Origin of the sequence: Bacteroides sp. AM32-11AC (assembly GCF_003603515.1) — a bacterium.
Classification (GTDB): Bacteria; Bacteroidota; Bacteroidia; order Bacteroidales; family Bacteroidaceae; genus Bacteroides; species Bacteroides uniformis.
In genome coordinates this window covers 112,909-139,224 of the sequence record NZ_QTNH01000010.1, presented here as the reverse complement: position 1 = coordinate 139,224, position 26,316 = coordinate 112,909, and the positions used below count along the sequence as shown (strand labels likewise).

At 48.5% G+C, this 26,316-nt stretch carries 25 protein-coding genes; 20 read left to right on the top strand and 5 right to left on the bottom strand.

Annotated elements, in window-relative coordinates:
- Positions 1–12: 12 nt before the first annotated feature.
- The 19 genes from DW800_RS12405 to DW800_RS12315 all read left to right on the top strand — a co-directional run bounded on the left by DW800_RS12405 (position 13) and on the right by DW800_RS12315 (position 19,070).
- Entirely contained in the window at positions 13–1,452 is a 1,440-nt protein-coding gene (locus DW800_RS12405) for a DUF3078 domain-containing protein (protein ID WP_035457995.1), read from the top strand.
- Positions 1,453–1,682: 230 nt separating this feature from the next.
- Positions 1,683–2,102 carry a SoxR reducing system RseC family protein gene (locus DW800_RS12400; protein ID WP_119958115.1) on the top strand — a complete coding sequence of 140 codons (420 nt, stop codon included), beginning with the start codon at positions 1,683–1,685 and terminating at the stop codon, positions 2,100–2,102.
- A gap of 37 nt (positions 2,103–2,139) precedes the next feature.
- The gene (locus DW800_RS12395; RefSeq protein ID WP_005829147.1) at positions 2,140–3,042 is read left to right on the top strand and encodes a Fe-S cluster domain-containing protein; all 903 of its coding nucleotides are present in this window, start codon (positions 2,140–2,142) and stop codon (positions 3,040–3,042) included.
- 60 nt (positions 3,043–3,102) lie between these two features.
- Positions 3,103–4,440, top strand: coding sequence for an electron transport complex subunit RsxC (gene rsxC / locus DW800_RS12390; protein WP_005829145.1), 1,338 nt, complete (start codon positions 3,103–3,105; stop codon positions 4,438–4,440).
- Positions 4,441–4,446: 6 nt separating this feature from the next.
- Positions 4,447–5,439 carry an RnfABCDGE type electron transport complex subunit D gene (locus DW800_RS12385; protein ID WP_117703318.1) on the top strand — a complete coding sequence of 331 codons (993 nt, stop codon included), beginning with the start codon at positions 4,447–4,449 and terminating at the stop codon, positions 5,437–5,439.
- Positions 5,436–6,101 (top strand): RnfABCDGE type electron transport complex subunit G, encoded by a 666-nt coding sequence (locus DW800_RS12380; protein WP_005829140.1) that lies wholly within the window; start codon positions 5,436–5,438, stop codon positions 6,099–6,101. The genes DW800_RS12385 and DW800_RS12380 overlap by 4 nt, the downstream gene beginning before the upstream one ends.
- Before the next feature lie 16 nt (positions 6,102–6,117).
- A complete protein-coding gene (gene rsxE, locus DW800_RS12375; RefSeq protein WP_005829138.1) occupies positions 6,118–6,702 on the top strand; it encodes an electron transport complex subunit RsxE in 585 nt (194 codons plus the stop codon).
- Between the two features lie 93 nt (positions 6,703–6,795).
- Positions 6,796–7,374: an electron transport complex subunit RsxA gene (gene rsxA, locus DW800_RS12370; protein ID WP_008663551.1), complete on the top strand. Its 579-nt coding sequence runs from the start codon at positions 6,796–6,798 to the stop codon at positions 7,372–7,374.
- Between the two features lie 131 nt (positions 7,375–7,505).
- Positions 7,506–8,540: a UDP-glucose 4-epimerase GalE gene (gene galE, locus DW800_RS12365; RefSeq protein ID WP_005836990.1), complete on the top strand. Its 1,035-nt coding sequence runs from the start codon at positions 7,506–7,508 to the stop codon at positions 8,538–8,540.
- Between the two features lie 610 nt (positions 8,541–9,150).
- Positions 9,151–10,686, top strand: coding sequence for a F0F1 ATP synthase subunit beta (gene atpD, locus DW800_RS12360; protein ID WP_005829130.1), 1,536 nt, complete (start codon positions 9,151–9,153; stop codon positions 10,684–10,686).
- A gap of 19 nt (positions 10,687–10,705) precedes the next feature.
- A complete protein-coding gene (atpC, locus tag DW800_RS12355; protein ID WP_034523421.1) occupies positions 10,706–10,954 on the top strand; it encodes an ATP synthase F1 subunit epsilon in 249 nt (82 codons plus the stop codon).
- 41 nt (positions 10,955–10,995) lie between these two features.
- Complete coding sequence (locus tag DW800_RS12350) at positions 10,996–11,415, top strand: hypothetical protein (RefSeq protein ID WP_005829126.1); 420 nt, start codon at positions 10,996–10,998, stop codon at positions 11,413–11,415.
- The gene (gene atpB, locus DW800_RS12345; protein ID WP_009038492.1) at positions 11,399–12,469 is read left to right on the top strand and encodes a F0F1 ATP synthase subunit A; all 1,071 of its coding nucleotides are present in this window, start codon (positions 11,399–11,401) and stop codon (positions 12,467–12,469) included. The genes DW800_RS12350 and atpB overlap by 17 nt, the downstream gene beginning before the upstream one ends.
- Positions 12,470–12,525: 56 nt before the next feature.
- Positions 12,526–12,783, top strand: coding sequence for an ATP synthase F0 subunit C (atpE, locus tag DW800_RS12340; RefSeq protein WP_005836993.1), 258 nt, complete (start codon positions 12,526–12,528; stop codon positions 12,781–12,783).
- Between the two features lie 95 nt (positions 12,784–12,878).
- The gene (gene atpF, locus DW800_RS12335; RefSeq protein WP_005836994.1) at positions 12,879–13,385 is read left to right on the top strand and encodes a F0F1 ATP synthase subunit B; all 507 of its coding nucleotides are present in this window, start codon (positions 12,879–12,881) and stop codon (positions 13,383–13,385) included.
- 11 nt (positions 13,386–13,396) lie between these two features.
- Positions 13,397–13,957, top strand: a complete 561-nt coding sequence (locus DW800_RS12330; protein WP_005829118.1) for a F0F1 ATP synthase subunit delta — start codon at positions 13,397–13,399, stop codon at positions 13,955–13,957.
- Between the two features lie 133 nt (positions 13,958–14,090).
- Positions 14,091–15,674 carry a F0F1 ATP synthase subunit alpha gene (gene atpA, locus DW800_RS12325; RefSeq protein WP_085929908.1) on the top strand — a complete coding sequence of 528 codons (1,584 nt, stop codon included), beginning with the start codon at positions 14,091–14,093 and terminating at the stop codon, positions 15,672–15,674.
- A gap of 121 nt (positions 15,675–15,795) precedes the next feature.
- Positions 15,796–16,686 (top strand): F0F1 ATP synthase subunit gamma, encoded by an 891-nt coding sequence (locus DW800_RS12320; protein WP_005836996.1) that lies wholly within the window; start codon positions 15,796–15,798, stop codon positions 16,684–16,686.
- Positions 16,687–16,853: 167 nt separating this feature from the next.
- Positions 16,854–19,070 (top strand): AAA family ATPase, encoded by a 2,217-nt coding sequence (locus tag DW800_RS12315; protein ID WP_119958114.1) that lies wholly within the window; start codon positions 16,854–16,856, stop codon positions 19,068–19,070.
- Positions 19,071–19,101: 31 nt separating this feature from the next.
- Here DW800_RS12315 and DW800_RS12310 read toward each other — a convergent pair whose 3' ends face one another.
- From DW800_RS12310 to DW800_RS12290, 5 genes are all read right to left on the bottom strand, one after another.
- Positions 19,102–20,004, bottom strand: a complete 903-nt coding sequence (locus tag DW800_RS12310; protein ID WP_119958113.1) for an SDR family oxidoreductase — start codon at positions 20,002–20,004, stop codon at positions 19,102–19,104.
- Between the two features lie 25 nt (positions 20,005–20,029).
- Entirely contained in the window at positions 20,030–20,626 is a 597-nt protein-coding gene (locus tag DW800_RS12305) for an occludin (protein ID WP_119958112.1), read from the bottom strand.
- 100 nt (positions 20,627–20,726) lie between these two features.
- The gene (locus DW800_RS12300) at positions 20,727–21,533 is read right to left on the bottom strand and encodes a hypothetical protein (protein ID WP_119958111.1); all 807 of its coding nucleotides are present in this window, start codon (positions 21,531–21,533) and stop codon (positions 20,727–20,729) included.
- A 21-nt stretch (positions 21,534–21,554) separates the two neighbouring features.
- Positions 21,555–22,277, bottom strand: a complete 723-nt coding sequence (locus tag DW800_RS12295) for a response regulator transcription factor (protein ID WP_005829101.1) — start codon at positions 22,275–22,277, stop codon at positions 21,555–21,557.
- Between the two features lie 73 nt (positions 22,278–22,350).
- Entirely contained in the window at positions 22,351–23,922 is a 1,572-nt protein-coding gene (locus DW800_RS12290; RefSeq protein WP_119958110.1) for a sensor histidine kinase, read from the bottom strand.
- A gap of 201 nt (positions 23,923–24,123) precedes the next feature.
- On the opposite strand from DW800_RS12290, the gene DW800_RS12285 reads away from it, so the two are divergent.
- Positions 24,124–26,277 (top strand): outer membrane beta-barrel family protein, encoded by a 2,154-nt coding sequence (locus DW800_RS12285; protein WP_057281297.1) that lies wholly within the window; start codon positions 24,124–24,126, stop codon positions 26,275–26,277.
- The last annotated feature ends 39 nt before the right edge of the window (positions 26,278–26,316 follow it).

The following is a 26,316-nucleotide window of genomic DNA, read 5'->3' as shown; positions in this document are numbered from 1 at the left end:
CTTTAGGGCATTATGAAGAATAGACACATTGCATTTTGGTTAATTGCTACGATGATTTCTTCGTCGGTGATGGCACAGAATACGCTGGATACCGCCTCGAAGAACAGTGGACAGGAAACAACTGCCAAAGCCGACACCTTGCCGGATATAATGAAAGAATACATGATTCTGAAATTGAAACCGGAAGGTATGGGGTACAGGCTGGATACTGTTTCCATATTATATGAAAGGTATATCGGAGTGCTGGATTATTTGAATGACCCCACGACTCCGGAGCGTTATATACCTTCCAATCCGAACTACTATAGGTTGTTCCTTCCCCTTACCTATTATTATGCCCCCATGAGACGCCTTTCCAAGGTGGACTGGCATTTCCAGGTGCCTGATACGGTGCCTGCCCTGACGCGCGAGATGTTGCCGTTCGACACACTGAGTTTCACCTCAAAGGACCGAGCCAACAAACTGGTGGACCGTACGCTGCTGAACACGTATGTGAATTGTCCCAATCTGGTTGTAATGACCGAGAAGGAGGTGATGAAAGGGAAGATATTCAAGGATAATATAGAGAAGGAGGTTTCTTCCAAGCCGTCCGTCGTGAAACTGTTTGCACAAGAGAATATGGTGGGAGTGAAGGAGGAAGCCGACGTGATTATCCACAAGCCCAACTGGTGGGTGACGGGTGGAAACGGTTCATTGCAGATTACCCAGAACTATATCTCCGACAACTGGTACAAGGGAGGTGAGAGCACTAACGCCGTGCTTGCCAACCTGCAATTGTTTGCCAACTATAATGACCGTGAAAAGGTGCAGTGGGAAAATCTGCTCGATGCCAAGCTGGGCTTCAGCTCCGCACCTTCCGACGAGTTTCATAACTATCTGGTAAGTACCGACCAACTCCGGCTGTACAGTAAACTGGGTATTCAGGCTGCGTCCAAGTGGTATTATACCATCACGACTGAGTTTAAGACCCAGTTCTGCAATGGCTACAAGGCCAACAGTGAAGAGCTGGTTTCGGCTTTCTTTGCTCCGGCGGACTGGTCGAGCAGTATCGGTATGGACTACAAGTTGAAGAAGCAGAAATTCAGCTTGTCCGTTTTCATGGCTCCGCTGACGTACATGCTGCGCTATGTAGGAAATAAGGGGGTGAATGAAGTGAGTTTCGGTCTTGATGAGGGCAAATGCGTGAAGCATAACTTCGGTTCGCAGATACAGCCTACACTTTCATGGACCATCATTCCTTCCATTACGCTGGATTCCCGCTTGGACTTCCAGACCAGTTATGAGTGGACACGTATTGAATGGGAAAACACGGTGAACTTTGTGCTGAACCGCTATCTTTCCACCAAGCTCTATGTGCACGCCCGCTATGACGACAGTGCCAAGCCGACGGAAGGGGACAGCTATTTTCAGGTAAAAGAATTGCTCAGTTTCGGTATCAATTATAAATGGTAAATAAACAAATGGTCTGTTCGGAGTGAACAGATTATCTGTTTTAGTTAGTCAGACGGTCTGTTTTCCCTTGACAGACCGTCTGTTTTTTGTCTTTTTGTAGTCTGTGGCAGGTGAAAAAACATAAAAACATAGAAAAAGCATGTTTACGAACACAGAAAATACATAGGAAAGGTTTGCAGTTCACAAATAATGCGTAAATTTGCCACGATTTGTAATGCACACTTTGCAAAATGGCGAATACTATAAAACATCAAGGTATTGTGGAAAACATAAACGGTTCTCATCTCCAAGTGAGAATCATCCAGACTTCAGCATGCGCTTCGTGTAGTGTCAAGGGACATTGTACCTCTGCGGATACGAAAGAGAAACTTGTCGATGTGGCCGATGCCGATGCCGCATCCTACCAGCCCGGCGACCGTGTATGGGTGACGGGCGAACTTTCAATGGGAGTGATGGCAGTTCTGTTTGCCTTTATATTTCCTTTCCTTATTCTGATAATCTCACTATTTGTCTTTATGTCCATCTGGAATGACGAGCTGCGTTCCGCGCTTTGCTCGCTGGCACTCCTTATACCTTATTATTATATATTGTGGCTGAACAAGTCGCGGATGGGTAAGAAGTTCTCATTCTCCGTACGACCGATGAACTAACTAATAATAAAACAAATAATTAATAAACAACTAATTTATGAATGTAATTCTGATTGCAGTGATTTCATTGGGAGTTATAGCGCTGGTATCGGCCGCTATTCTTTACGTGGCTTCCAAGAAATTCGCCGTGTATGAAGATCCGCGGATTGCCCAGGTAGCAGAGGTGCTTCCCCAGGCAAATTGCGGTGGATGTGGTTACCCCGGTTGTAGCGGATTTGCAGATGCTTGCGTAAAGGCAGGTTCGCTGGATGGTAAACTTTGTCCGGTGGGTGGACAGCCCGTCATGACAAAGATTGCCGAGATTCTGGGCTTGGATGCCGCTGCTGCCGAACCTATGGTTGCGGTGGTGAGATGTAATGGAACTTGTGCCAACCGTCCTCGTGTGAACCAATACGATGGCGCTAAGAGTTGTGCCATTGCGGCTTCTCTCTATGGTGGTGAAACGGGTTGTAGTTATGGCTGTCTGGGATGCGGCGACTGTGTGGCTGCCTGCCAGTTCGATGCTATCCACATGAATCCGGAGACCGGACTTCCCGAAGTGGATGAGGAAAAGTGTACGGCTTGTGGAGCTTGTGCCAAGGCTTGTCCGAAATCTATTATTGAAATCCGTCCTCAAGGCAAGAAATCACGTCGTATTTACGTACAGTGTGTAAACAAGGACAAGGGGGCCGTAGCACGCAAGGCTTGTACCGTGGCATGTATCGGTTGCGGCAAGTGTGTGAAGGTTTGTCCGTTCGAGGCTATCACGCTGGAAAACAATCTGGCTTACATTGACCCCAATAAGTGTAAATCCTGTCGCAAGTGCGAGGAAGCTTGTCCGCAAAACACAATCATTGCCCTCAACTTCCCGCCGCGCAAACCGAAGGCTGACGATGCAGCTCCCCAAGTAAAGGTTGCAGCTCCTAAAGCTGAGGTTGAGACTCCCAAAGCAGAGGTTTAGACTTCCCAAGTTGAGGTATGAATTAATAAAGTAAATAAACGACTAAAAATACAGAATTGTATGTTGAAGACATTTTCAATTGGTGGAGTCCATCCACACGAAAATAAACTTTCAGCACATCAGCCTATCATCAAGGCAGAGATTCCGGCCAAGGCCGCTATCTTGCTGGGACAGCACATCGGTGCTCCTGCCAAGCCTATCGTTGCCAAAGGTGATGTTGTGAAAGTGGGTACAAAGATTGCCGAGCCCGGCGGTTTTGTATCAGCAGCCATCCATTCGTCTGTCAGCGGGAAAGTCGCTAAGATTGACACGATTGTCGATGCCAGCGGTTACGCCAAGCCTGCTATATTCATTGACGTAGAAGGGGATGAATGGGAAGAATCCATTGACCGTTCCGAAACGTTGGTGAAGGAATGCAGTCTGACCTCCGAGGAAATCGTGAAGAAAATCGCTGATGCCGGTATCGTAGGTCTGGGCGGTGCATGCTTCCCTACGCAGGTCAAGTTATGTCCTCCTCCTGCATTCAAGGCAGAGTGTGTCATCATCAACGCCGTAGAGTGCGAACCGTATCTGACTGCCGACCATCAGCTGATGCTGGAACATGCGGAAGAAATTATGGTAGGTGTATCCATTCTGATGAAAGCGGTAAAGGTGAACAAGGCATTCATTGGCATTGAGAACAACAAGCCCGATGCCATCCAGCTGATGACGAAGGTTGCTTCCAGCTATGCAGGTATCGAGGTGGTACCCTTGAAGGTACAATATCCGCAGGGTGGTGAAAAGCAGTTGATTGATGCTGTCATCAGTCGCCAGGTTGCAGCCGGTGCGCTGCCTATCTCCACGGGAGCTGTGGTGCAGAATGTGGGTACCGCATTTGCCGTTTACCAGGCCGTACAGAAGAACAAACCTCTGTTTGAGCGTGTCATTACCGTGACAGGCAAGTCGCTGGCAAAGCCGTCCAATTTCCTGGCACGTATCGGTACGCCGATGAAGCAGCTGATTGAAGCTTGCGGCGGCCTGCCCGAAGATACGGGCAAGATTATCGGCGGTGGCCCGATGATGGGTAAAGCTCTGGTGAATACGGATGTACCGACTGCCAAAGGCAGCTCCGGTATTCTGATTATGAACGAGAAGGAAGCCAAGCGCGGCGAGGTACAGCCTTGTATCCGTTGTGCCAAGTGCGTGGGAGCCTGCCCGATGGGGTTGGAGCCGTATCTGCTGGCTACCGTTTCGGCCCACGGAGATTTTGAAAGAGTAGAGAAAGAAGACATTATGTCGTGTATAGAATGCGGTTCATGCCAGTTCACTTGTCCTTCCAACCGTCCGATGCTGGATTATATCCGCTTGGGTAAGGGTAAGGTAGGAGCGATGATCCGTGCACGTCAAGCTAAAAAATAACGAAGTATGAATAAATTAATCGTATCCCTTTCGCCCCACGTTCACGGCGGTGACAGCGTGAAGAAGAATATGTACGGTGTGCTTATCGCATTGATTCCGGCATTCCTCGTTTCGCTTTACTTTTTCGGACTGGGTGCGCTGATTGTTACGGCCACTTCCGTAGCAGCCTGCTTGTTCTTTGAATGGGCCATCGGCAAATTCCTCATGAAAAAAGAGACCACAACCATCACCGACGGCTCTGCCATCATTACCGGTGTGTTGCTGGCCTTTAACCTGCCTTCCAACCTGCCCATCTGGATTATCATCCTTGGTGCCTTGTTTGCCATCGGGGTAGGCAAGATGTCCTTCGGAGGTTTGGGTTGCAATCCCTTTAACCCTGCACTGGCAGGACGTGTGTTCCTGCTGCTTTCATTCCCCGTGCAGATGACGACATGGCCGGCTGTAGGCCAGTTGACAGCCTATACGGATGCCACGACGGCTGCTACGCCGCTGGCTATTATGAAAGGTGTCATCAATGGTGCTCCGGGCATGTCCCTGAGCGACCTTCCGGGAGCTTTCGACCTGCTGATAGGTAATAATGGAGGATGTCTCGGTGAGGTGAGTGCCTTGGCGCTGCTGCTTGGTTTGTTCTACATGTTGTGGAAGAAAATCATCACCTGGCACATTCCGATATCTATTCTGGTGACGGTATTCGTGTTCTCCGGTATCATGTATCTGGTCAATCCGGAACTTTATGTATCCCCGGTCGTACAGTTGTTGTCCGGTGGTCTGATGCTGGGTGCTGTCTTTATGGCTACGGACTACGTGACTTCTCCGATGAGCCACAAAGGTATGCTGATTTATGGTGTTTGCATCGGCCTGCTGACTGTCATCATCCGTCTGTTCGGTGCATATCCGGAGGGTATGTCGTTTGCCATTCTGATTATGAATGCGTTCACTCCGCTCATCAACACCTATGTTAAACCTAAACGCTTTGGGGAGGTAGCGAAGAAGAAATGAAAAAGTTAGAATCATCCTTGAAGAATATGTTGCTGGTACTTACGGGCGTTACCGCAATCTCCGTAGCGTTGCTGGCTTATGTAAACGAATTGACGAAGGAGCCCATTGCGCAGGCCAATGCAAAGACCTTGAGCGATGCCGTAAGTGCGGTGGTTCCGGGCTTCGACAATGACCCCATCGCCGAGAAGAAGATGCAGGAAGTAAACGGAGTACAGTATTCTGTATATCCTGCCACCAAAGGCGGAGAATATATCGGAGCTGCTGTGGAAGCTGTTGCCATGGGTTTTGGCGGTGAGCTGAAAGTGTTGGTCGGTTTCGATGCTGAAGGCAAAATCATCGACTACTCCTTGTTGTCGCATGTGGAAACTCCGGGGTTGGGTTCCAAGGCTGCCGACTGGTTCAAGAAAGGCAATAAAGGTGACATCACCGGCATGAATCCGGGTGAAGCTGCATTGACAGTGAGCAAGGATGGTGGTAAAGTAGATGCCATTACAGCGTCTACCATCACCTCACGTGCTTTTTTGAATGCAGTGAATGCGGCTTATGCTGCCTATGCCGGTCAGGAAACTGCCGACGGCACTACCGGCGCTACTCAAAAGAATGTTGAACAACCTGCTGATTCCGCAGCTCCCGAAGCTGTGGATACACTCAGCGCTAAATGAGAAAGGAGTAGAAGATATGAATAATTTTAAAGTTATGATGAACGGGATTATCAAAGAGAATCCTACGTTTGTACTCCTGCTGGGTATGTGTCCTACACTGGGTACCACTTCCTCTGCCATTAACGGTATGGGTATGGGACTGGCTACAATGTTCGTGCTGATATGTTCCAATGTGGTGATTTCTGCCATCAAGAATCTGATTCCCGATATGGTGCGTATCCCTTCATTCATTGTAGTCATAGCATCATTTGTGACACTGTTGCAGATGATAATGCAAGCTTACGTTCCTGCATTGTACGCCACACTGGGCCTGTTCATTCCACTGATTGTTGTAAACTGTATCGTATTGGGACGTGCCGAGGCATTTGCTGCCAAAAACAATCCGGTGGCTTCCTTGTTCGACGGTCTGGGCATGGGCTTGGGCTTTACCATTGCACTGACATTACTGGGTGCCGTGCGTGAGTTCCTGGGAACCGGCAAGATATTCAACTTGAGTATCCTTCCTGAAGAATACGGCATGTTGGTATTTGTCCTTGCTCCGGGTGCATTCATCGCATTGGGCTATCTCATTGCTTTAATCAACAGTATGAAGAAGAATTAATAATGAAAAATTAAAAATGAAAAAATTGAGAACGTATCGGCGGTAGGCTGCCGGGCTTTTAATTTTTAGTTTTTAATTCTTAATTTAATGATTATGGAATATATATTGATATTTATCTCGGCAATCTTTGTAAACAACATCGTATTGTCGCAATTCTTGGGAATTTGCCCGTTCTTGGGAGTTTCCAAGAAAGTGGAGACTGCATTGGGCATGTCGGCAGCGGTGGCATTCGTGCTCACCATCGCCACTATCGTGACATTCCTTATTCAGAAGTATGTGCTCGACGCTTTTGATTTGGGCTATTTGCAGACTATTACCTTTATTCTGGTGATTGCCGCATTGGTGCAGATGGTAGAGATTATCCTGAAGAAAGTTTCTCCTTCTCTGTATCAGGCCTTGGGCGTGTTCCTGCCGTTGATTACTACCAACTGCTGTATTCTCGGTGTGGCTATCCTTGTTATCCAAAAAGATTATGATTTGCTGACGGGAGTGGTTTATGCATTCTCTACGGCACTTGGTTTCGGCTTGGCACTGACACTGTTTGCAGGCCTGCGCGAGCAAATGAGCCTGGTTAGTGTACCGAAAGGTATGCAGGGTACTCCGATAGCTTTGATTACTGCCGGACTGCTGGCAATGGCATTCATGGGCTTTTCGGGGGTTGTGAAGATTTAAAGAAGAAAAAACGGAAATAAAGTGGAAGGGGGATAAACTAAAATTTATCCCCCTTTTTCTGTTTTTATTAATTTATTTCCTTACATTTGTGGCGTATTGATAACCTAAAAGCTAAATTATCTATATTTAATATGAAAGGGAAAATCTTAGTTACGGGTGGAACCGGTTATATTGGTTCTCACACGGTGGTGGAACTTCAAAACGCAGGTTATGAAGTTGTTATTATTGATAATTTGTCAAACTCCAGCGCAGATGTTGTAGATAACATAGAGAAGGTATCGGGCATCCGCCCTGCATTCGAGGAATTGGATTGCTTGGATTATGCCGGTCTTGACGCTGTGTTTACCAAATATAAAGGCATTAAAGCCATCATTCACTTTGCGGCCAGCAAGGCTGTGGGTGAATCTGTCCAGAAACCATTGCTTTACTATCGTAATAACCTGGTTTCACTGATAAACCTGCTGGAATTGATGCCGAAGCATGGAGTGGAAGGTATCGTATTCTCTTCTTCCTGCACAGTTTACGGCCAGCCGGACGAACTTCCGGTAACGGAAAAGGCACCTATTAAGAAAGCTGAGTCTCCGTATGGAAACACGAAGCAAATCAATGAAGAGATTGTACGTGATACGGTTGCTTCCGGTGCTCCGATAAACGCCATCTTGTTGCGTTACTTCAACCCGATAGGTGCACACCCCACAGCATTGCTGGGAGAGTTGCCTAACGGTGTACCGCAGAACTTGATTCCTTATCTTACCCAGACCGCTATCGGCATCCGTGAGAAACTGAGCGTGTTTGGTGACGATTATGATACTCCCGACGGTTCTTGTATCCGCGACTTCATCAATGTAGTCGATTTGGCCAAAGCACACGTAGTGGCTATCCGCCGTATCTTGGAGAACAAGCAGAAGGAAAAAGTGGAAGTATTCAATATCGGTACAGGTCGTGGACTTTCCGTATTGGAACTGATTAATGCTTTCGAAAAGGCTACCGGTGTAAAACTGAACTATCAGATAGTAGGGCGGCGTGCCGGTGATATTGAGAAGGTATGGGCAAACCCGGAATTGGCAAACAATGAACTGGGTTGGAAGGCAGAAACAAGTATTGAAGATACTTTACTTTCTGCATGGAAATGGCAGTTGAAGCTTCGTGAAAGAGGTATTCAATGACAAACTTTGAATTTGTGTTTTTTAACAAATAGGCAATAAACAAATGCCTCCCCGCATTTGTTTATAATGTGCAAATCAGCCTGAAGCTGTTTATGTATATGTGAATATCCGTAACTAGTACGTATGCCTCCCCGGCATAGACAGGTAAGATTGCATAGTAGTTTTGTCGTGTTTTATTTTGTGTTTGTGTTGTGAATAAGCCTTGTCGAGAGACAAGGCTTATTTTTTGTATATTATATACAGAATCTCTGTTGTCAATTCAGTGTTTTTTCATAAGATGGGTAGGCAATTCCTTTTTCTTACTAATTGTTAACTGACGTTATCATGTCTGTAACAATTTGTTCCAATTGTAGTATTAATCGTTCAAAATAGTCTTTTTTGTTCAAAAAATGCTATACACGGTAACAACTACATGCAAATTGTTTATACATTTGCGTTGTTGTTTATGTAACTATTGGGATGAACAAACCATAGCTGACAAACGTTAATAGGTACGAGTACATAGCTGATGAAAGATGCGACTTGGCTGACTTGTTAATGAGGATACACGCGACTTACAACTTAGTATTGGGAAAAATAATTAAGGAAATATAGAATAAAAAGATTGCTTATGTCACAGATTGTCGGACATATCTCACAGGTAATCGGGCCTGTAGTAGACGTCTATTTCGAAGGAACGGAGGCAGAAATGATGTTGCCGAGTATTCACGACGCACTGGAAATAAAAAGGTCGAACGGCAAAAGACTGATTGTAGAGGTACAGCAGCACATTGGTGAAAACACGGTGCGTACTGTTGCTATGGACAGTACGGACGGCCTGCAGAGAGGAATGACAGTGCATCCGCTGGGAGGCCCCATCACCATGCCGATAGGTACACAAATCAAAGGCCGCCTGATGAACGTAGTGGGCGACTCTATCGACGGCATGAAGGAGTTGGACCGTACCGGTGCTTATCCCATCCATCGCGACCCCCCTAAGTTTGAAGATTTGACTACCGTACAAGAGGTGCTTTATACAGGCATCAAGGTTATCGACTTGCTGGAACCATATAGCAAGGGCGGTAAAATCGGTCTGTTTGGTGGCGCCGGTGTAGGCAAGACGGTGCTTATCCAAGAGCTCATTAATAATATTGCGAAGAAGCAGCACGGCTTCTCTGTGTTTGCCGGTGTAGGAGAACGTACACGTGAAGGCAACGACCTGCTGAGAGAAATGATTGAATCCGGCGTTATCCGTTACGGAGAAGAATTCAAGAAAGGTATGGAGGAAGGCCATTGGGATTTGTCCAAAGTAGATTATGACGAAGTGGCCAAATCACAAGTGTCTTTGATATTCGGTCAGATGAACGAACCTCCCGGTGCGCGTCAGTCCGTGGCATTGTCTGGGTTGACGGTGGCCGAGTCCTTCCGTGACATGGGAGCGGAGACGGACGGTCCGCGTGACATTCTGTTCTTCATTGATAATATCTTCCGTTTCACCCAAGCCGGTTCCGAGGTTTCGGCCTTGCTGGGCCGTATGCCTTCTGCCGTAGGCTATCAGCCGACACTGGCAACGGAAATGGGTGCCATGCAGGAGCGTATTACCTCTACAAGAAACGGCTCCATCACTTCCGTGCAGGCTGTATATGTGCCTGCCGATGACTTGACGGACCCGGCACCTGCCACAACGTTTACCCACCTCGATGCCACCACGGTGTTGAGTCGTAAGATTACTGAACTTGGTATTTATCCTGCTGTGGACCCGTTGGAATCTACTTCACGCATTCTCGACCCACACATTGTGGGGGTAGAACACTACGAAGTGGCACAACGTGTAAAACAAATATTGCAGCGCAACAAGGAATTGCAAGACATTATCTCCATCCTTGGTATGGAGGAACTCTCTGATGCCGACCGTACGTTGGTGAACCGTGCACGTCGTGTGCAGCGTTTCCTTTCACAGCCGTTTGCCGTTGCCGAGCAGTTTACGGGTGTCCCAGGTACAATGGTTTCCATTGAGGACACTATCAAAGGCTTCAAGATGATTCTTGACGGGGAGGTGGACTACCTGCCCGAACCTGCTTTCTTGAATGTGGGAACCATTGAAGAAGCCATTGAGAAGGGTAAGAAACTACTGGAGCAGGCAGGGGGAAAAACGATTAAAAATTAAAAGTCTGGGAGCTTTGATGATGAAAAAGTTGCATTTGAATATTGTTTCACCGGAGAAGGAACTCTTCAACGGGGAAGTGGAAAGTGTTACATTGCCGGGCACTATGGGCTCTTTTTCTATCCTGCCGCAGCATGCACCGATTGTATCATCGTTGGGAACGGGGAAATTGATTTACGCAACGGACGGTGAGGAACATGAGTTGGATATTCAAAGCGGATTCGTGGAGATGAGTAACGGAAGGGTTGCCGTCTGTATAGAACAGCAATAGGCTATTAAAAAATTAAAAATTAAAAAATAGAGGTTGTTGGCGTGACTATTACTAAGAGAAACTACTTATTGCATACAGCGCTCTTGACGGTATTGATAGGAATTGTAGGCGGTTGGGCGTATTTTTCGATAAATCCGCATCACTATTTCGGCGGTTATCCGCTGATTCCGCTTTTCTTCTTTGTTTTCGGAGTATTCATGATTAATATGACCGAAAGCTGCCGTCACCGGATGCCAGGACGAATGTTGCAGATTTATCTGCTGATGCGTGTGATGAGAATGCTGGTCTCCATGATTGTGATGCTGGTTTATTGCGTTGCAGTACGTGAGGAAGCCAGGGCGTTTTTGTTGACGTTTATAGCCAACTATCTGATATATTTGATTTATGATTCCTGGTTCTTCTTCACTTTTGAGGCGAATCGGAAACTGAAAAAGAAAAGTAACAATGAAAAGATTGCGTAACATACTGACTGTAATTCTGCTGGCACTGGGCATGTTGCTACCCGCCACGGTGCGGGCCGAGAATACGGTGGACGTGAAGGAGATTGTCTTCGGGCATATCGGCGATTCTTACGAATGGCACATCACGACGTGGGGCGAAACTCACGTTACGATTCCTTTGCCGGTAATAGTGCATAGCTCTACCACCGGATGGCATGCCTTTCTATCCTCACGTCTGGAGGAGAACGGTGGAAGTTATGAAGGCTTTTCCATCGCTCCCGCAGGAAGCAAGTACGAAGGCAAGCTGGTGGAGTATGATGCCACCGGAAACGAAATACGCCCGTTGGACATCTCCATCACGAAGGTGACACTGGCTTTGCTCATCAACAGCGCATTGCTGCTTCTTATCATTTTGAGTGTGGCGCACTGGTATCGCAAGCACCCGCAGGGAAGTGCCGCTCCCGGTGGTTTCATCGGGTTTATGGAGATGTTTATCATGATGGTGAACGATGATATTATAAAGAGCTGTGTCGGTCCGAAGTACCGTAAATTCGCACCTTACTTGCTGACGGCCTTCTTCTTTATTTTCATCAACAACATTATGGGGCTGATTCCTTTCTTTCCCGGAGGGGCCAACGTGACGGGAAATATAGCCATTACGATGGTATTGGCCATCTGTACTTTCTTGGCCGTGAATATCTTTGGAACCAAGACTTATTGGAAAGATATCTTTTGGCCGGATGTGCCCTGGTGGCTGAAGGTACCGGTCCCCATGATGCCGTTTATCGAGTTCTTCGGTATTTTCACCAAACCGTTTGCTTTGATGATACGTCTTTTTGCCAATATGCTGGCAGGGCACATGGCAATGCTGGTGCTTACCTGCCTGATATTCATCTCGGCCAGTATGGGACCTGCTTTGAACGGAACGCTGACCGTGGCATCGGTGTTGTTCAATATCTTTATGAATGCACTTGAGTTGTTGGTTGCCTTTATCCAGGCATATGTGTTCACCATGCTGTCAGCCGTGTTCATCGGTCTGGCGCAGGAAGAGCATAAGGAGAAGGCGGTGAAGTGATACGATTATTGGGAATATAAATATTAATAAAAATAACCATTTAAAAACTGAAAGTTATGTTACTATCTGTATTATTGCAAGCTGCTGCGGCAGGTGTGGGAGTTAGTAAACTGGGTGCAGCCATTGGTGCTGGTCTGGCTGTTATTGGTGCTGGTGCAGGTATCGGTAAAATCGGTAGTTCTGCCATGGAAGCCATTGCCCGTCAACCGGAAGCATCCGGAGATATCCGTATGAACATGATTATTGCCGCTGCCTTGATTGAAGGTGTTGCTTTGTTGGCAGTAGTTGTGTGTTTATTGGTATTCTTTTTATAATGTACAATCTACCATTTACCATTTACAATTTGTCCGTGCAGCATCACCGCGCAGCCAAATTGTAAATCGTAAATTGTCAAATAGCAAATAAAATTATGTCATTGTTATTACCCGATAGTGGTCTGCTGTTCTGGATGCTCCTTTCATTCGGTGTGGTGTTTGTGGTGCTTGCCAAGTACGGTTTTCCCGTTATCACCAAGATGGTGGAAGGTCGCAAGACCTACATCGACCAGTCTTTGGAAGTGGCACGCGAAGCAAATGCCCAGCTCTCCAAACTGAAAGAGGAGAGTGAAGCGTTGATTGCTGCTGCCAACAAAGAACAAGGACGTATTCTGCGGGAGGCGATGCATGAGCGTGACAAGATTATCGTCGAAGCACGCAAGCAGGCGGAAGCCGCCGCGCAGAAGGAGCTGGACGAAGTTAAAAAGCAGATACAGCAAGAGAAGGAAGAGGCCATCCGCGATATTCGCCGCCAGGTGGCAGTCTTGTCCGTAGATATAGCCGAGAAAATTATCCGCAAGAATCTGGACGAGAAACATGAGCAGATGGAGATGATAGACCGGATGCTGGATGAAGTGCTGGCCGCAAGTAAAAACAATTAATTCTCAAAGAAATGGATATAGGAATCGTTTCGATGCGTTATGCGAAAGCATTGATGGAATATGCCAAGAGCATGGGGGCAGAAGATACTCTGTACAAGGAGTTTTGTATGCTCGACCGTAGCTTCAGGAAACATCCCGATTTGCGCATGGCATTGGAAAACCCCATCCTGACGATACGTGAGAAGTTAACACTTATCTGTACCGCTGCTGTGGGGGATGCTCCTGCGGGCCGTGAGTTTGCGCGTTTCATGACCCTGGTGTTGAAGAACCGGCGGGAAAACTTTCTCCAGTACATCTGCCTGAGTTTTCTGGATTTGTACCGGAAAGACAAGCATATCGGTGTAGGAAAGCTGATAACAGCCGTTCCCGTCAGCCAGGAAGTGCGGGAGCGCATCCATGACAGTGCTTCCTCCCTGCTGCATGCCAGCATGGAGCTGCAGACTGAAGTGGATCCCTCCATTGAAGGTGGTTTTATCTTCGACATCAACGACTTCCGTCTGGATGCCAGTATTGCTACGCAGCTTAAGAAAGTGAAACAGCAGTTCATTGATAAGAATAGAAGAATCGTGTGATTTACGATTTGACAATTTACAATTTACTTATTTAATAGTCTTGTGATGCGTAAGTTGTAGAGGTCAAACAGTATATGATTCGGGTTCTTTCAAATAGTAAATAGTAAATTGTAAAATAGTAAATACTAAGATGTTGTCTGAAAATATAAAAGTAAGCGAAGTCTCCGATATTCTCCGCAAGCAACTGGAAGGGATTGACACCCGCGTACAGTTGGACGAGATTGGCACGGTACTGCAAGTCAGTGACGGTGTAGCCCGTATCTATGGGTTGCGCAATGCCGAAGCCAACGAGTTGTTGGAGTTCGACAACGGCATCAAGGCCATTGTGATGAACCTCGAAGAGGATAATGTGGGTGCTGTGTTGCTTGGCCCTACGGATAAAATCAAGGAAGGCTTCATTGTAAAGCGTACCAAGCGTATTGCTTCCATCATGGTGGGAGAGGGTATGCTGGGCCGTGTAATAGACCCTCTGGGTGCGCCGCTCGATGGCAAAGGACTGATAGGCGGAGAACTTTATGAAATGCCGCTGGAACGCAAGGCGCCGGGAGTTATCTTCCGTCAGCCGGTGAATCAGCCGCTACAGACCGGTCTGAAGGCTGTGGATGCCATGATACCTATCGGCCGTGGACAGCGTGAGCTGATTATCGGTGACCGACAGACCGGTAAGACGGCCATTGCCATCGATACCATCATCAACCAGCGTGCCAATTTTGATGCTGGCGATCCGGTATATTGCATTTATGTAGCCATTGGCCAGAAAGGTTCTACCGTAGCTTCTATTGTGAATACCCTGCACCAGTACGGTGCGATGGACTATACCATTGTGGTGGCTGCTACGGCGGGAGACCCGGCTGCATTGCAGTATTACGCTCCCTTTGCAGGGGCTGCCATCGGAGAGTATTTCCGTGATACCGGCCGTCATGCGCTGGTGGTCTATGACGACTTGTCCAAGCAGGCGGTGGCCTATCGTGAAGTGTCTCTGATTCTGCGCCGTCCGTCAGGACGTGAGGCCTATCCGGGTGATATCTTCTATCTGCACTCCCGTTTGTTGGAACGTGCGGCGAAGATTATCAGCCAGGAGGAAGTGGCACGCGAGATGAACGACCTGCCGGACAGTCTGAAAGGCAAGGTGAAAGGTGGCGGTTCGCTGACTGCATTGCCCATTATCGAAACTCAGGCAGGAGACGTGTCCGCCTATATCCCAACGAATGTGATTTCAATCACTGACGGGCAGATATTCCTTGATACGAACCTCTTCAACCAGGGTAACCGTCCGGCCATTGACGTGGGTATCTCTGTGAGCCGTGTGGGTGGTAATGCCCAAGTCAAGGCTATGAAGAAGGTGGCAGGTACATTAAAGATTGACCAGGCACAGTACCGGGAGCTGGAAGCGTTTACCAAGTTCAGTGGCGATATGGACCCCGTGACGGCATTGACCATCGACAAGGGACAGAAGAATACACGCCTGCTGGTACAGCCCCAATACAGCCCGATGCCGGTAGAAAAGCAGATTGCCATTCTTTATTGCGGCACGCACGGCTTGTTGAGGAATGTTCCTTTGGACAAGGTCAGCGAGTTTGAACGCAACTTCCTTGAGTCTCTTGAGATGAACTATCGCATGGAGGTACTCGACGTTTTAAAGACGGGTGCCATCAATGACGATGTCTGCAAGAAGATTGAGGAGACGGCAGAGGCGGTTGCAAGGCAATTCATGTGATTTACGATTGGACGATTTACGATTTACGATTGGAGTTACTCTATATGGTAAGTTGTAAATCGGACGCAGGCAGAAGTTACCTCAATCGTAAATCGTAAATAATTAAATCGTAAATAGATATATGTCTTCACTGAAAGAGGTAAAAAATAGAATAAGCTCCGTCAAGAGTACACGCCAGATAACATCGGCTATGAAGATGGTGGCATCTGCCAAACTGCATAAGGCGCAGGGGCGGATTGAGAATATGCTGCCTTATCAACGGAAGCTGAATGAGATTCTGACGAACTTTCTGCGTACGGATGCTTCCTTCGAGTCGCCCTATACCGAGAAAAGACCCGTGACGAGAGTAGCGGTTGTGGCGTTTTCGTCCAATAGTTCCTTGTGCGGTGCATTCAACTCGAATGTGGCGAAGATGCTGGAACGGGCTTTGGAAGATTACCAGTCGCTGGGCAAGGAGAATATTCTGATATATCCCGTTGGGAGAAAGGTGGAGGAAGCCGTCAAGAAAATGGGATATGTGCCGCAAGGCAGCTACCAGGTGATGGCAGACAAGCCTTCGTACGTTGAAGCGTATGAGCTGGCAGAGAAGTTGATGCATGAGTTTGTGGAAAAGCAGATTGACCATGTGGAGCTGATTTACCATCACTTCAAATCGATGGGTTCGCAGGTGCTGCTCCGCGAGAATTATCTGCCCATTGACCTGACGCAAGTAGCGCAGGAGGCGGCAGAAGATGTACCGGAGGATGCCCGCAGTTTTAATAATGATTACATTGTGGAACCTTCCGTCGGCGAACTGATAGCGGAACTTCTGCCAAAAGTGTTGAGTCAGAAGATATTTACCGTGCTTCTCGATTCCAATACTTCGGAACATGCTGCCCGTATGCTTGCCATGCAGACGGCGACAGATAATGCCAACGAGTTGATTCAAGATTTGACGAAACAGTATAACAAGAGCCGTCAGCAGGCCATTACGAATGAGCTGCTCGATATTATCGGCGGTAGCTTGAAATAGTCCGGATTGCCCCGTAAAGGGCTTGTTCAGGCTGGGTACAAATAAATGGAATAATAGGACAAGGATAACGAAATAAGCGTTATCTTTGTCCTATTATCATATATGGCTACTGATGAAATCCGTATCATTCTGAGAGAGAGCGGATTGGTTGAATAATAAACATATCAATGGAGAATAATCCCGAAATAGCGCTTGCATGGCAATTCATTGAAAACACAGGCACTCATCTTTTTTTGACCGGCAAGGCAGGTACCGGTAAGACAACTTTCCTGCGAAAACTGAGGGCGGAGAGTCCGAAACGGATGATTGTACTTGCACCGACGGGAATTGCCGCTATCAATGCAGGCGGTGTCACCATCCACTCCTTTTTCCAAGTACCTTTTGCTCCTTATGTGCCCGAAAGCTCATTCAGCGCAGATGGCAAGGCAACCTACCGTTTTCGTTACGGGAAAGAGAAAATCAACATTATACGCAGCATAGATTTATTGGTCATCGATGAAATCAGTATGGTCCGTGCCGACTTGCTCGATTCGGTGGATGCCGTCTTGAGGCGGTTCCGCGACCGGAACAAACCCTTTGGCGGCGTGCAACTGCTGATGATTGGCGACTTACAGCAGCTGTCTCCCGTTGTGAAAGACGATGAGTGGCAGATGCTGCGCAAATACTATGACACGCCTTATTTCTTCTCCAGCCAGGCCTTGAAGCAGACGGAATATTGCACCATAGAACTAAAGAAAGTCTATCGGCAGAACGATGGGACTTTTCTTGAATTACTGAACCGCATTCGCGAAAACCGTTGTGACGGGCAAGTGCTGGAAGCCTTGAACCGCCGGTATATTCCCAATTTCGTACCAGATAAAGAAGAAGGATACATCCGCCTGGTGACCCACAATTATCAGGCCCAACGGATTAATGACCATGAGCTGGAACAACTTCCGGGACGCTCGTATGTCTTTCGTGCCAAGATTGACGGAAAGTTTCCCGAATATTCCTATCCCACGGATGAAGTACTGGAACTGAAACGCGGCGCCCAGGTAATGTTTGTGAAGAACGACACCTCCGGTGAGCACCGTTACTACAATGGCATGATTGGAGAGGTGACAGCCGTGTCGGCAGATGGAATTGAAGTGCGCAGTAAGGGAAGCGACGCTACCTTCTTACTTCAGGAGGAAGAGTGGACGAATGCCAAATACGTGCTTGATGAGGAAACCAAGGAGATTACAGAAGATATTGAAGGAACATTCCGGCAATATCCGCTGAAGCTGGCGTGGGCGATTACCATTCACAAAAGCCAGGGACTGACGTTTGAACGTGCCGTGATTGATGCCAGTGCCTCCTTTGCGCATGGGCAGACCTATGTGGCTCTGAGCCGCTGCAAGACATTGGAGGGAGTGGTGCTCAGTGCCCCGCTTTCTGCAAAGGCCGTTATCAGTGACCATGCAGTAGATACCTTCACGATGGAGGCACGGAGAAACGAGCCGGACGAGAAACGCTTCCGTTCCTTGCAGCAGACCTATTTCCTGGAACTGCTGTCGGGCTTGTTCGATTTCCAGCCCATGGAGCAGGCTTTGCGGCGGTATGTGCGGCTGATAGACGAACACTTGTACAAGCTCTTTCCCAGGCAACTCGCAGCCTGTAAGGAGGAAATGGAACGTTTTCACGACAAAGTGACGAAAGTAGCCCAGAAGTTCAGTATCCAGTATACCCGCCTGATTGATACTGCGCAGGACTATGCAGCCGACCCGACTTTGCAGGGGCGCATACACTCTGCCGCCACTTATTTTCAAGAGCAGTTGCAACCGCTGGATGCGGTGATGGCGAGTACGGTAACTTCTGATAATAAAGAGTTGAAGAAGAAGCTCCGGGATGCCATGGAGGAGCTGGAGGAAGTGTTTGACTTGAAGACTGATTTGCTGGATTATGTGCTGGAGAATGGTTTCCATATGGCAGGATACTTGAAGCAGAAAGCACTGCTTTCCATTGATGATTCGGCTTCGCAGAAGGGTAAAGGCAAAGGGAGAAGTGCTTCTGCCAAAGAAGGGCAGGGAAGCAGTAAGCAGGCTGATAAAGAGAAACGTCCGCGTGAGCGGAAACGCGATGCTGCGGCTGTTGAAGTACCCACGGATGTGCTGCATCCGGAACTTTACAACCGCTTGGTAGCATGGCGCAATGCAGAAGCTTCCGCATTAGGGCTGCCCGTATACACCGTCATTCAGCAGAAGGCAATTCTAGGCATCAGCAATCTGCTTCCTTCGGATAAGGCCATGCTTGTACGCATTCCGTATTTCGGAAAAAAAGGGGTGGAGAAATATGGAGATGTGATTCTGGAGATGGTACGTGTGTATCGCAAAGAGAAAGGACTGGCAGAGCCGGAGTTGCTGTAGTCGAATCTGCTGCCATCCGCACCTGCATTATTTACCATCCGAACATCAGCTTTATTCCTTCCTCCAGCGTATACGGTCGATACCCCAGTTCCCGGTGTGCCTTTTCTATACTCAGCCCGCTGAAACGGGGACGTGGTGTCTTTTCGTTCATCTCCTTCGTGGTGACGGGACGGATGAGCGAGCGATTCAGCCCCAATACGTCCGCTACCCGATAAGCGATGTCTGCAATGGTCAGGCACTCGCTGCCACAGAGATGATAGATACCGTTTTGCGGATGACTTATCAGCTTCTCCACTCCTTGCGACACGTCTCCCACGAAGGTGGGCGTACGCCATTGGTCGGATACGACGAACACTTCCTCATTGTTCCTTAATCTGTTTGCCACCAGTTGGAGCACATTGCCATGCTGTCCGGGCAGGGCGGCACCATACACCACCACTACGCGCACGATGGCATAATCCCCGCAAACGGCAGCGATACGTTTCTCACCTTCCAGTTTGGTGTAGCCGTAATAATTAACGGGAGCGGGAATATCCTCCTCCGTATAGGGTCGGTCCGTATCACCACCGAAAACGAAGTCGGTGGAAAGATGGATAAAACGGCTGCCTCCCGCCTCACAGCATTCTGCCAGATGCTTCACGGCAGTAATGTTGACGGCATCCGCTTCTGCATGGTGCGTTTCGCAGTAATCGGGGACGGAGAGGGCGGAGGTATTGATTACAACATCCGGCTGTACTTCCTGGAAAAGCTTTTTCACCGCCTGGCGGTTGCATATATCCGTACGGATAAAGCGATAGTCGCCTGAATGGGGACAGATGTCGTCGTGCAGGGAACAGCCCGTTGTCTGATAAGACACGTTGTGGGACAAATCATCCAGGATGCGTCTGCCGGTAAAACCGTTGGCGCCTATCACCAGTATTTTCTTTCTTGTCATTGATTCTGTTGTTAAGTGATGGGCATCAATAGGGCACGTGTCTGCCCTGCTGTACCTCGATGCGTATGCCAAAGGCTCCGTTGGCTGATTTCAGCTCGAACGCCCCTTTGAAATTGTTCTTTTCCCAAGGCAGTGCGGAAGGGTTGGGCACTTTCCAGCCGTCCTTGTCATATTCGCCGTACGTATGGATGCGCATGCCGTTCTTCAAAGTGAAACTTCCCATTTGCAGGTTGTCGGTAGAGCCCCAGAAGCCCGTCAGTCCGAAGGGATTCGAACTGAAATACCGGGAGTTGCTGAGTGAGAATATGTTCGAAAGGCCTTGTGAATAAGTCACGTTCGGGTTCAACCGGAAGATGCGGCTGTAGTCTTTGCTGGCATCTGGTATCTCCAAGGTGAATTTGGGAAGAGTGGGGGCAGACAGATTCATCAGCCCCATATCCAGCAGGAAGCCGTCGTAATTCTTCACGTCCGGCAGAAGCTCCTTTTCAGACGGAGACATGCCTTCGGGAGACGCTTCGCCATGTACTGCAGTACGTACCGTATCGGCAGGCATCTCGCTCTGTGCGCTGACGGATGACATGCCTGCAAGTAAAATGATGATGCAGAAGAAGATTCGTTTCATAGTTCTTTGTTCACAATTTCAGTTGCTGTCTGCCGCATAGGGGCAGACTGAACAAAGATACTCGTTTCCCTCTATTTCCGGAAATATCTTTGTATTATTTCTATTTCTTTATACGAATGGTAGGGGTGAAAATGGGCGAATTTACCCATTTCATTTTGGTGGGGTCGTATCTTCGTTCCATCCCTCCGTTGAGGTCGAGCCAGTCCGTCACTTTCAGTTCCAGTACCATGCCATAACCGCTTTGCGGATACATCGGGTTCATATATCCATGAAAGGAGTTACTTCTCCCGTAGCCCGAATACTGGCCGAAGGCATGCAGGCGCATGTAGGGATTGATGCGGTAGGATACGGAGGCATTGTAGCCTATGTCCCATTGAGTACCTCGGGGGGCATCCCTTTTGGCATACTGGGCACCGGTAATGGATGAAGGTTGGGAGATGGAATAGTGGGCGGCATATACCCCTCCGCTCAATTCCCAATGCCCGTCGGGACTGTAATAAGTGACTCCTGCGCCAGCCTGCATGATGGAGCCCATTGCAGGATAGGTGTTATGGCTGCCGTACATCGTCAGTACGACTTCCGGCGAGAGCAGGAAATCGGCGAAACGCTGGAAGTCCCATTCAAAGATGTTTTTCTGAAAGTGTATCTTCTTCATGTCCGTCCAGGGCAGGGGCTCCACATAGTCGGAGGGAGGGAGATGGAGATTTATCTCTTCCTGCTGTTCGTCTTGCAGACTTTGTTGGGGCTGGCTTTCATCAAGGCCCGTACGCTTGTTCTCTTTTGGAGAAAAGGGAATCTGCTCTTTCTTTACGGGAGGCCGGTTCTTTATTGTGTCTTCCGGAATCTCGCTCTGTGCATAGGCGCAGAGTGAGGAACAGATAAAAGTAATGAATAATAACTTTTTCATAAATAGTAGTTTAGTTTTAGTTTAGTTCACTATTAGTTTATATCCTATTCCCCGCACATTGACGATACGGATGCGCTCGTCTCCGGCCAGTTTATGCCGCAGTTTGGTGATGAACACATGCAGGCTGCGGGAGTTGAAGAAGCTGTCGTCTCCCCAGAGGTCGAGCAATACGTTCTGGGTGTTGACCACCTGGTTGCGGTTCTCGCAAAGGCGTTTCAGTATCTCGGACTCGCGGTGGGAGAGTTCCACTTCCGTATCCGCGTTAGGTGAAGTCGGGGTGCTGCCTGCAAAAGCAAGTCGTTGAGTGACGGAATTGAAACGGTAGTCACCGATTTCAAAAACGGTAGTTTCTTTGGGCTTTTCTTCTGTAAAGGAGAAAGCTTTGCCTACCAGGGCCTTTATGCGGATAATGAGTTCCTGCATTCCGAAAGGCTTTTTCAGGTAATCGTTGGCACCCAGCTCAAACCCTTCCACCACATCGTTGATGGCGGAGCGGGCGGTAAGGAACAGTACCGGGGTCTGTTTGTCGGTCTGCCGGATGCGGCGCACCATTTCAAAGCCGTCCATGCGGGGCATCATCACGTCTGCCACCAGCACGTCGGGACGGAGGTCGAAGAACTTGCGCAATCCCTCTTCACCGTCTGCTGCGGTGTGGATGATGAAGTTCTGCCCTTCCAATGTGTCCTTGATAATCATGGCGAGGGTCTGTTCGTCCTCAACCAGAAGTACGGTTATCTTTTCCATAATTGTCGCTTTTGTTACAAGTAATGTAAAGCTCCTTAACAAGTAATGTAAAGTACCCTAACAAATAATGTTATCATATCCTTATCGTAAAGGTACTTCCTTTTCCCAACTCACTCTTTACCGATACGCTGCCACCATGCTTCTCTATCATGGTCTTCACATAGAACAATCCCAGCCCATAGCCTTTCACATCGTGCAGATTACCCGTGGGTACGCGGTAGAATTTGTCGAAGATGTGCTTCTGCTTCTCGGGAGCAATACCGATACCGTGGTCGCTGACAGAGATTTCGGTCTGTTCATTCTGCCCTTCGACGGCCATCTTGCGGCAATGGATGGTCACTTCGGCTTCTCCGTGCGAATATTTGATGGCGTTGTCTATCAGGTTGCTGATGATGTTGCTGAAATGCGTACGGTCGGCAAGTACGCTCAAATCTTCCGGTTCGATGTCCACCGATATGTGGACGGAGCTTTCCGCTTTCAGCTTGTGTTGTTCGATGAGCGTTTCCAGAATATCACGTATTGCAAATTCCTCCGGGTGCAGGCGGAAAGTCCTGCGGCGTTCCATACTCATGGAAAGTATCTGTTCAACCAGTCCACTGAGGCGCTGAAGCTGTTCCTGGCAGATACGCAGGTATTTGTCGCGTTGGGCCTTTTCCTCCGCTTGGTTGAAGTTGAGCAGAGCGTCGTTGGCGGCATATGCTACGGCGATGGGGGTTTTCAGTTCGTGGGTGATGTTGTTGGTGAAATCGCTCTTCATCTCTTCCAGTGTCTTCTGTTTCAGGATGGTGCGTATCAGGAACCAGAAGGAGAAAGCGAGTACGATCAGAATAACGAATGATGTGGTGAGAATGCCCGACATCTGTCGCAAGACCAACGTGCCGGCCGGTTCCATGATGAGACGGTAGCTTTGACTTGTATTGATGTCGAAAGAATAATTATATTCCACGGCTTTTGAGGTAGGCACATAGCCGGGGGTACCGATGTTTACCAATGTATCTATATAGAGAATGGTAGAGTCCCATTTGCTGCCTTTGTGAAGATGTAGCAGCCTATGGGGAAGATTGATGTTACGGTCATGCAGGAATGAAGTCAGCAGGCTGTCATAAAGCATTACGTCGGGGTCGGAAATGATGTCCAGTCCCGAATGCAGTCCGCGCTGGAAGTAGGTGGCGAGTTCCAGCATACTGTTTTGGTCGCGCAAAATCACATCCAGTCCCCCTTTGGCACTCAATGCGGATTGGGGAGAGCTGTCCGAGTCCCTGACACTGACTTCCACGCGGGTTGAATCGTTCGGGTGGGTCACGTAAACACTGTCTCCTTTGGGCATGAAGGTTTCGTGCAGGGTGGTGTTGTCCAAAGAATCTTCACGGGAGATGGTGGTACTGCTACGGACAAATGATTTTCCGTCATCGCTGTATCCGGCTGATACGCTGACTTCACCGTGGTTTATGTCGTCCTGCTTCATTTTATCCACGCGTATCATCATTTCGTTATAGTCGCTCATGCGCATGGCTTCGGTGATGTCCCTTTCCATTTCACTGTGCATGGTATGGTAGAACCCCGTCAGCCAGTAGGCTTGGTAGGCGAAGATGCCGGCCAGGGAGACGATGACAAGTATGGCAATATATTTGAATGGCAGTTTCATGTTTGTTTCCGGTTACTTTTATACATACAAAGGTAAGATTAATATTGTGAACCCTATCATCCGATAAGACTAAATAACACTCCCGATAACACTGGATAACACTTGGTAAGCCGCTGATAACACAAGTTTCTGCTGATTCTGCCGTACTTTGCAGACGAAGATTTGCAGAAGAAGAATATAAACATAAATAAAAAGAAGAACATGAAACGATTCTATTTACTCCCTATTGTATGCTGTGCTTTGAGCATCAGCCTTTCGGCACAAGAGAACAACGGCACTGCAACCACCTCCGGTGCGGACGACAACCGCATCCTCAGCGCCGACAGCCTTATTACGACCGATGCCCGTCTGGACAGCCTTTATCAGACCTTGCCGGAAGTGATGATTACCGGTGAACGCCCCATCGTAAAGGCAGCGCAAGGCAAGCTGGTGTACGACCTGCCCCGCCTTATCCGGAACCTCCCCGTAGACAATGCCTACGATGCCGTGAAAGAGCTTCCCGGCGTCATCGAGATGAATGGCGGGCTGCAGTTGGCAGGCCAGGGAGTCACCGTTATCCTGGACGGCAAAGTAACCACCCTCAGCACAGAGCAGCTCTATTCCTTGCTGCGCAGCATCCCTGCCAGCCGCATAGAGAAGGCGGAAGTGATGTACAACGCCCCTGCACGCTACCAGGTGCGTGGCGCACTGATCAATATCACCCTGAAACAATCGGCAGGCGGCCCCGGCTCCTGGCAAGGCGAACTCTATGCCAAGTATCGCCAGAAGCATAACGAAGGCTTTGAGGAACGCGCCAGCCTGCTCTTCAGCAAAAATAAATTCTCAGCAGATTTTCTTTACTCGCACAGCCATGGCCGGGGCTACTCTACTACCGACAAAGAGGCTGTGCACACCCTGGCAGACGGCTCGGTTCACCCCATGACAACATATGAGGTGGGCCGTGGCCGCAGCCATACCCATAATTTCAGGGTAGGGGCGGACTATAACATCGCCAAGGACCATCAGCTGAGTTTCGTCTATAACGGTGGCTATTCCACCTCCCACAACTGGACGGGCGTGACGGGCACGCAGGTGTCCACAACTCATGGCAATAGCACCGACTGGCTGCACAACGGCCGTCTGGACTATCGTACCCCTTTCGGCCTCAAAGCCGGTGCCGAACTGACCTACTACCGTTCCCCGTCCGACCAGTTGCTGCATAGCCGCATGCAGGACGAGGAACTTGACTTCTACACCGAAGATTGCCAACGCATCAACCGATGGAAATTCTTTCTGGCCCAGGAGCACAGTCTGGGAAAAGGTTGGGATTTGAATTACGGAGCCATCTATACTACCAGCATCGACAACAGCTACCAATATTATTATGACCCCGAAACCGGTGGACAACTGACCTCATCGGATGCCTTGAGCAATATGAAGTCCCGCCGCCGCGAGCAGACCTGGAATATCTATGCAGGTTTCAGCAAGAGTTTCGGCGACAAACTTGCTTTGGACGCTTCCCTGGCTGTGGAGCATTACAAGACTCCCGTCTGGAACCAGTGGGACTGGTATCCCATCGTCAACTTGAACTATATGCCGGCACCGGGACATATCCTTCAGCTCTCTCTGAGCAGCGACAAGGACTATCCCGACTACTGGGCGGTGCAGGATGCCGTCTCTTACATCGGTGGCGGATACTCTGAGCTGCATGGTAATCCGTTGCTGAAACCGGCGCAAGAGTATGAGCTTAAAATGACCTATATTTTGAAGAGCAAATACATCTTCAGCGCTTGGTTCAACCATACCAAGGACTACTCCGTACAGACGCTCTACCAATCTTCCGAACGTCTGGTTGAAATCTACAAGACACTCAATTTTGATTATCAGCAACAAGCAGGTATACAAGCCTCTATACCGTTTAAGGTGAAGAATTGGTTGAATTCTCGTCTTACCCTCATCGGCTTGTGGCATCGCGAAAAGGATGGTGATTTCTGGGATATTCCTTTCGATAGAAAGCAATGCTATGGCATTGCCCAGATGAACAATACTTTTACTCTCTCCACCAAACCCGACTTGAAGCTGACGGTGACCGGATTTGTGCATAGTAAAGCCATTCAGGGCATCTACGACCTGCCTACGTCGGGCAATGTGAATATTGCCCTGCGCTACGGCTTCGCCAAGAACAAAGCCATTCTCAACCTCTATTGCAACGATATTTTTGAGACGGGACAGATTTCTCCCCGCATCCGTTTCAAGACGCAGAATGTGACGAATCATTACTCATGCTTCCGCGAATTCGGCGTATCGTTCACCTATAAATTCGGTGGATATAAGGAGAAGCAACGGGAGGCAGTGGATACGTCGCGGTTCAAATAGATAGAAGATGCAGGTGGTCAGGTGAAAATACGGTATTCT

What these genes read in the sequence shown, in the direction of transcription:
- DW800_RS12405 (WP_035457995.1), top strand. Translation starts at nt 13, where the DNA reads ATGAAGAATAGACACATTGCATTTTGGTTAATTGCTACGATGATTTCT.
- DW800_RS12400 (WP_119958115.1), top strand. Translation starts at nt 1,683, where the DNA reads ATGGCGAATACTATAAAACATCAAGGTATTGTGGAAAACATAAACGGT.
- DW800_RS12395 (WP_005829147.1), top strand. Translation starts at nt 2,140, where the DNA reads ATGAATGTAATTCTGATTGCAGTGATTTCATTGGGAGTTATAGCGCTG.
- rsxC (WP_005829145.1), top strand. Translation starts at nt 3,103, where the DNA reads ATGTTGAAGACATTTTCAATTGGTGGAGTCCATCCACACGAAAATAAA.
- DW800_RS12385 (WP_117703318.1), top strand. Translation starts at nt 4,447, where the DNA reads ATGAATAAATTAATCGTATCCCTTTCGCCCCACGTTCACGGCGGTGAC.
- DW800_RS12380 (WP_005829140.1), top strand. Translation starts at nt 5,436, where the DNA reads ATGAAAAAGTTAGAATCATCCTTGAAGAATATGTTGCTGGTACTTACG.
- rsxE (WP_005829138.1), top strand. Translation starts at nt 6,118, where the DNA reads ATGAATAATTTTAAAGTTATGATGAACGGGATTATCAAAGAGAATCCT.
- rsxA (WP_008663551.1), top strand. Translation starts at nt 6,796, where the DNA reads ATGGAATATATATTGATATTTATCTCGGCAATCTTTGTAAACAACATC.
- galE (WP_005836990.1), top strand. Translation starts at nt 7,506, where the DNA reads ATGAAAGGGAAAATCTTAGTTACGGGTGGAACCGGTTATATTGGTTCT.
- atpD (WP_005829130.1), top strand. Translation starts at nt 9,151, where the DNA reads ATGTCACAGATTGTCGGACATATCTCACAGGTAATCGGGCCTGTAGTA.
- atpC (WP_034523421.1), top strand. Translation starts at nt 10,706, where the DNA reads ATGAAAAAGTTGCATTTGAATATTGTTTCACCGGAGAAGGAACTCTTC.
- atpB (WP_009038492.1), top strand. Translation starts at nt 11,399, where the DNA reads ATGAAAAGATTGCGTAACATACTGACTGTAATTCTGCTGGCACTGGGC.
- atpE (WP_005836993.1), top strand. Translation starts at nt 12,526, where the DNA reads ATGTTACTATCTGTATTATTGCAAGCTGCTGCGGCAGGTGTGGGAGTT.
- atpF (WP_005836994.1), top strand. Translation starts at nt 12,879, where the DNA reads ATGTCATTGTTATTACCCGATAGTGGTCTGCTGTTCTGGATGCTCCTT.
- DW800_RS12330 (WP_005829118.1), top strand. Translation starts at nt 13,397, where the DNA reads ATGGATATAGGAATCGTTTCGATGCGTTATGCGAAAGCATTGATGGAA.
- DW800_RS12320 (WP_005836996.1), top strand. Translation starts at nt 15,796, where the DNA reads ATGTCTTCACTGAAAGAGGTAAAAAATAGAATAAGCTCCGTCAAGAGT.
- DW800_RS12315 (WP_119958114.1), top strand. Translation starts at nt 16,854, where the DNA reads ATGGAGAATAATCCCGAAATAGCGCTTGCATGGCAATTCATTGAAAAC.
- DW800_RS12310 (WP_119958113.1), bottom strand. Translation starts at nt 20,004, where the DNA reads ATGACAAGAAAGAAAATACTGGTGATAGGCGCCAACGGTTTTACCGGC.
- DW800_RS12305 (WP_119958112.1), bottom strand. Translation starts at nt 20,626, where the DNA reads ATGAAACGAATCTTCTTCTGCATCATCATTTTACTTGCAGGCATGTCA.
- DW800_RS12300 (WP_119958111.1), bottom strand. Translation starts at nt 21,533, where the DNA reads ATGAAAAAGTTATTATTCATTACTTTTATCTGTTCCTCACTCTGCGCC.
- DW800_RS12295 (WP_005829101.1), bottom strand. Translation starts at nt 22,277, where the DNA reads ATGGAAAAGATAACCGTACTTCTGGTTGAGGACGAACAGACCCTCGCC.
- DW800_RS12290 (WP_119958110.1), bottom strand. Translation starts at nt 23,922, where the DNA reads ATGAAACTGCCATTCAAATATATTGCCATACTTGTCATCGTCTCCCTG.
- DW800_RS12285 (WP_057281297.1), top strand. Translation starts at nt 24,124, where the DNA reads ATGAAACGATTCTATTTACTCCCTATTGTATGCTGTGCTTTGAGCATC.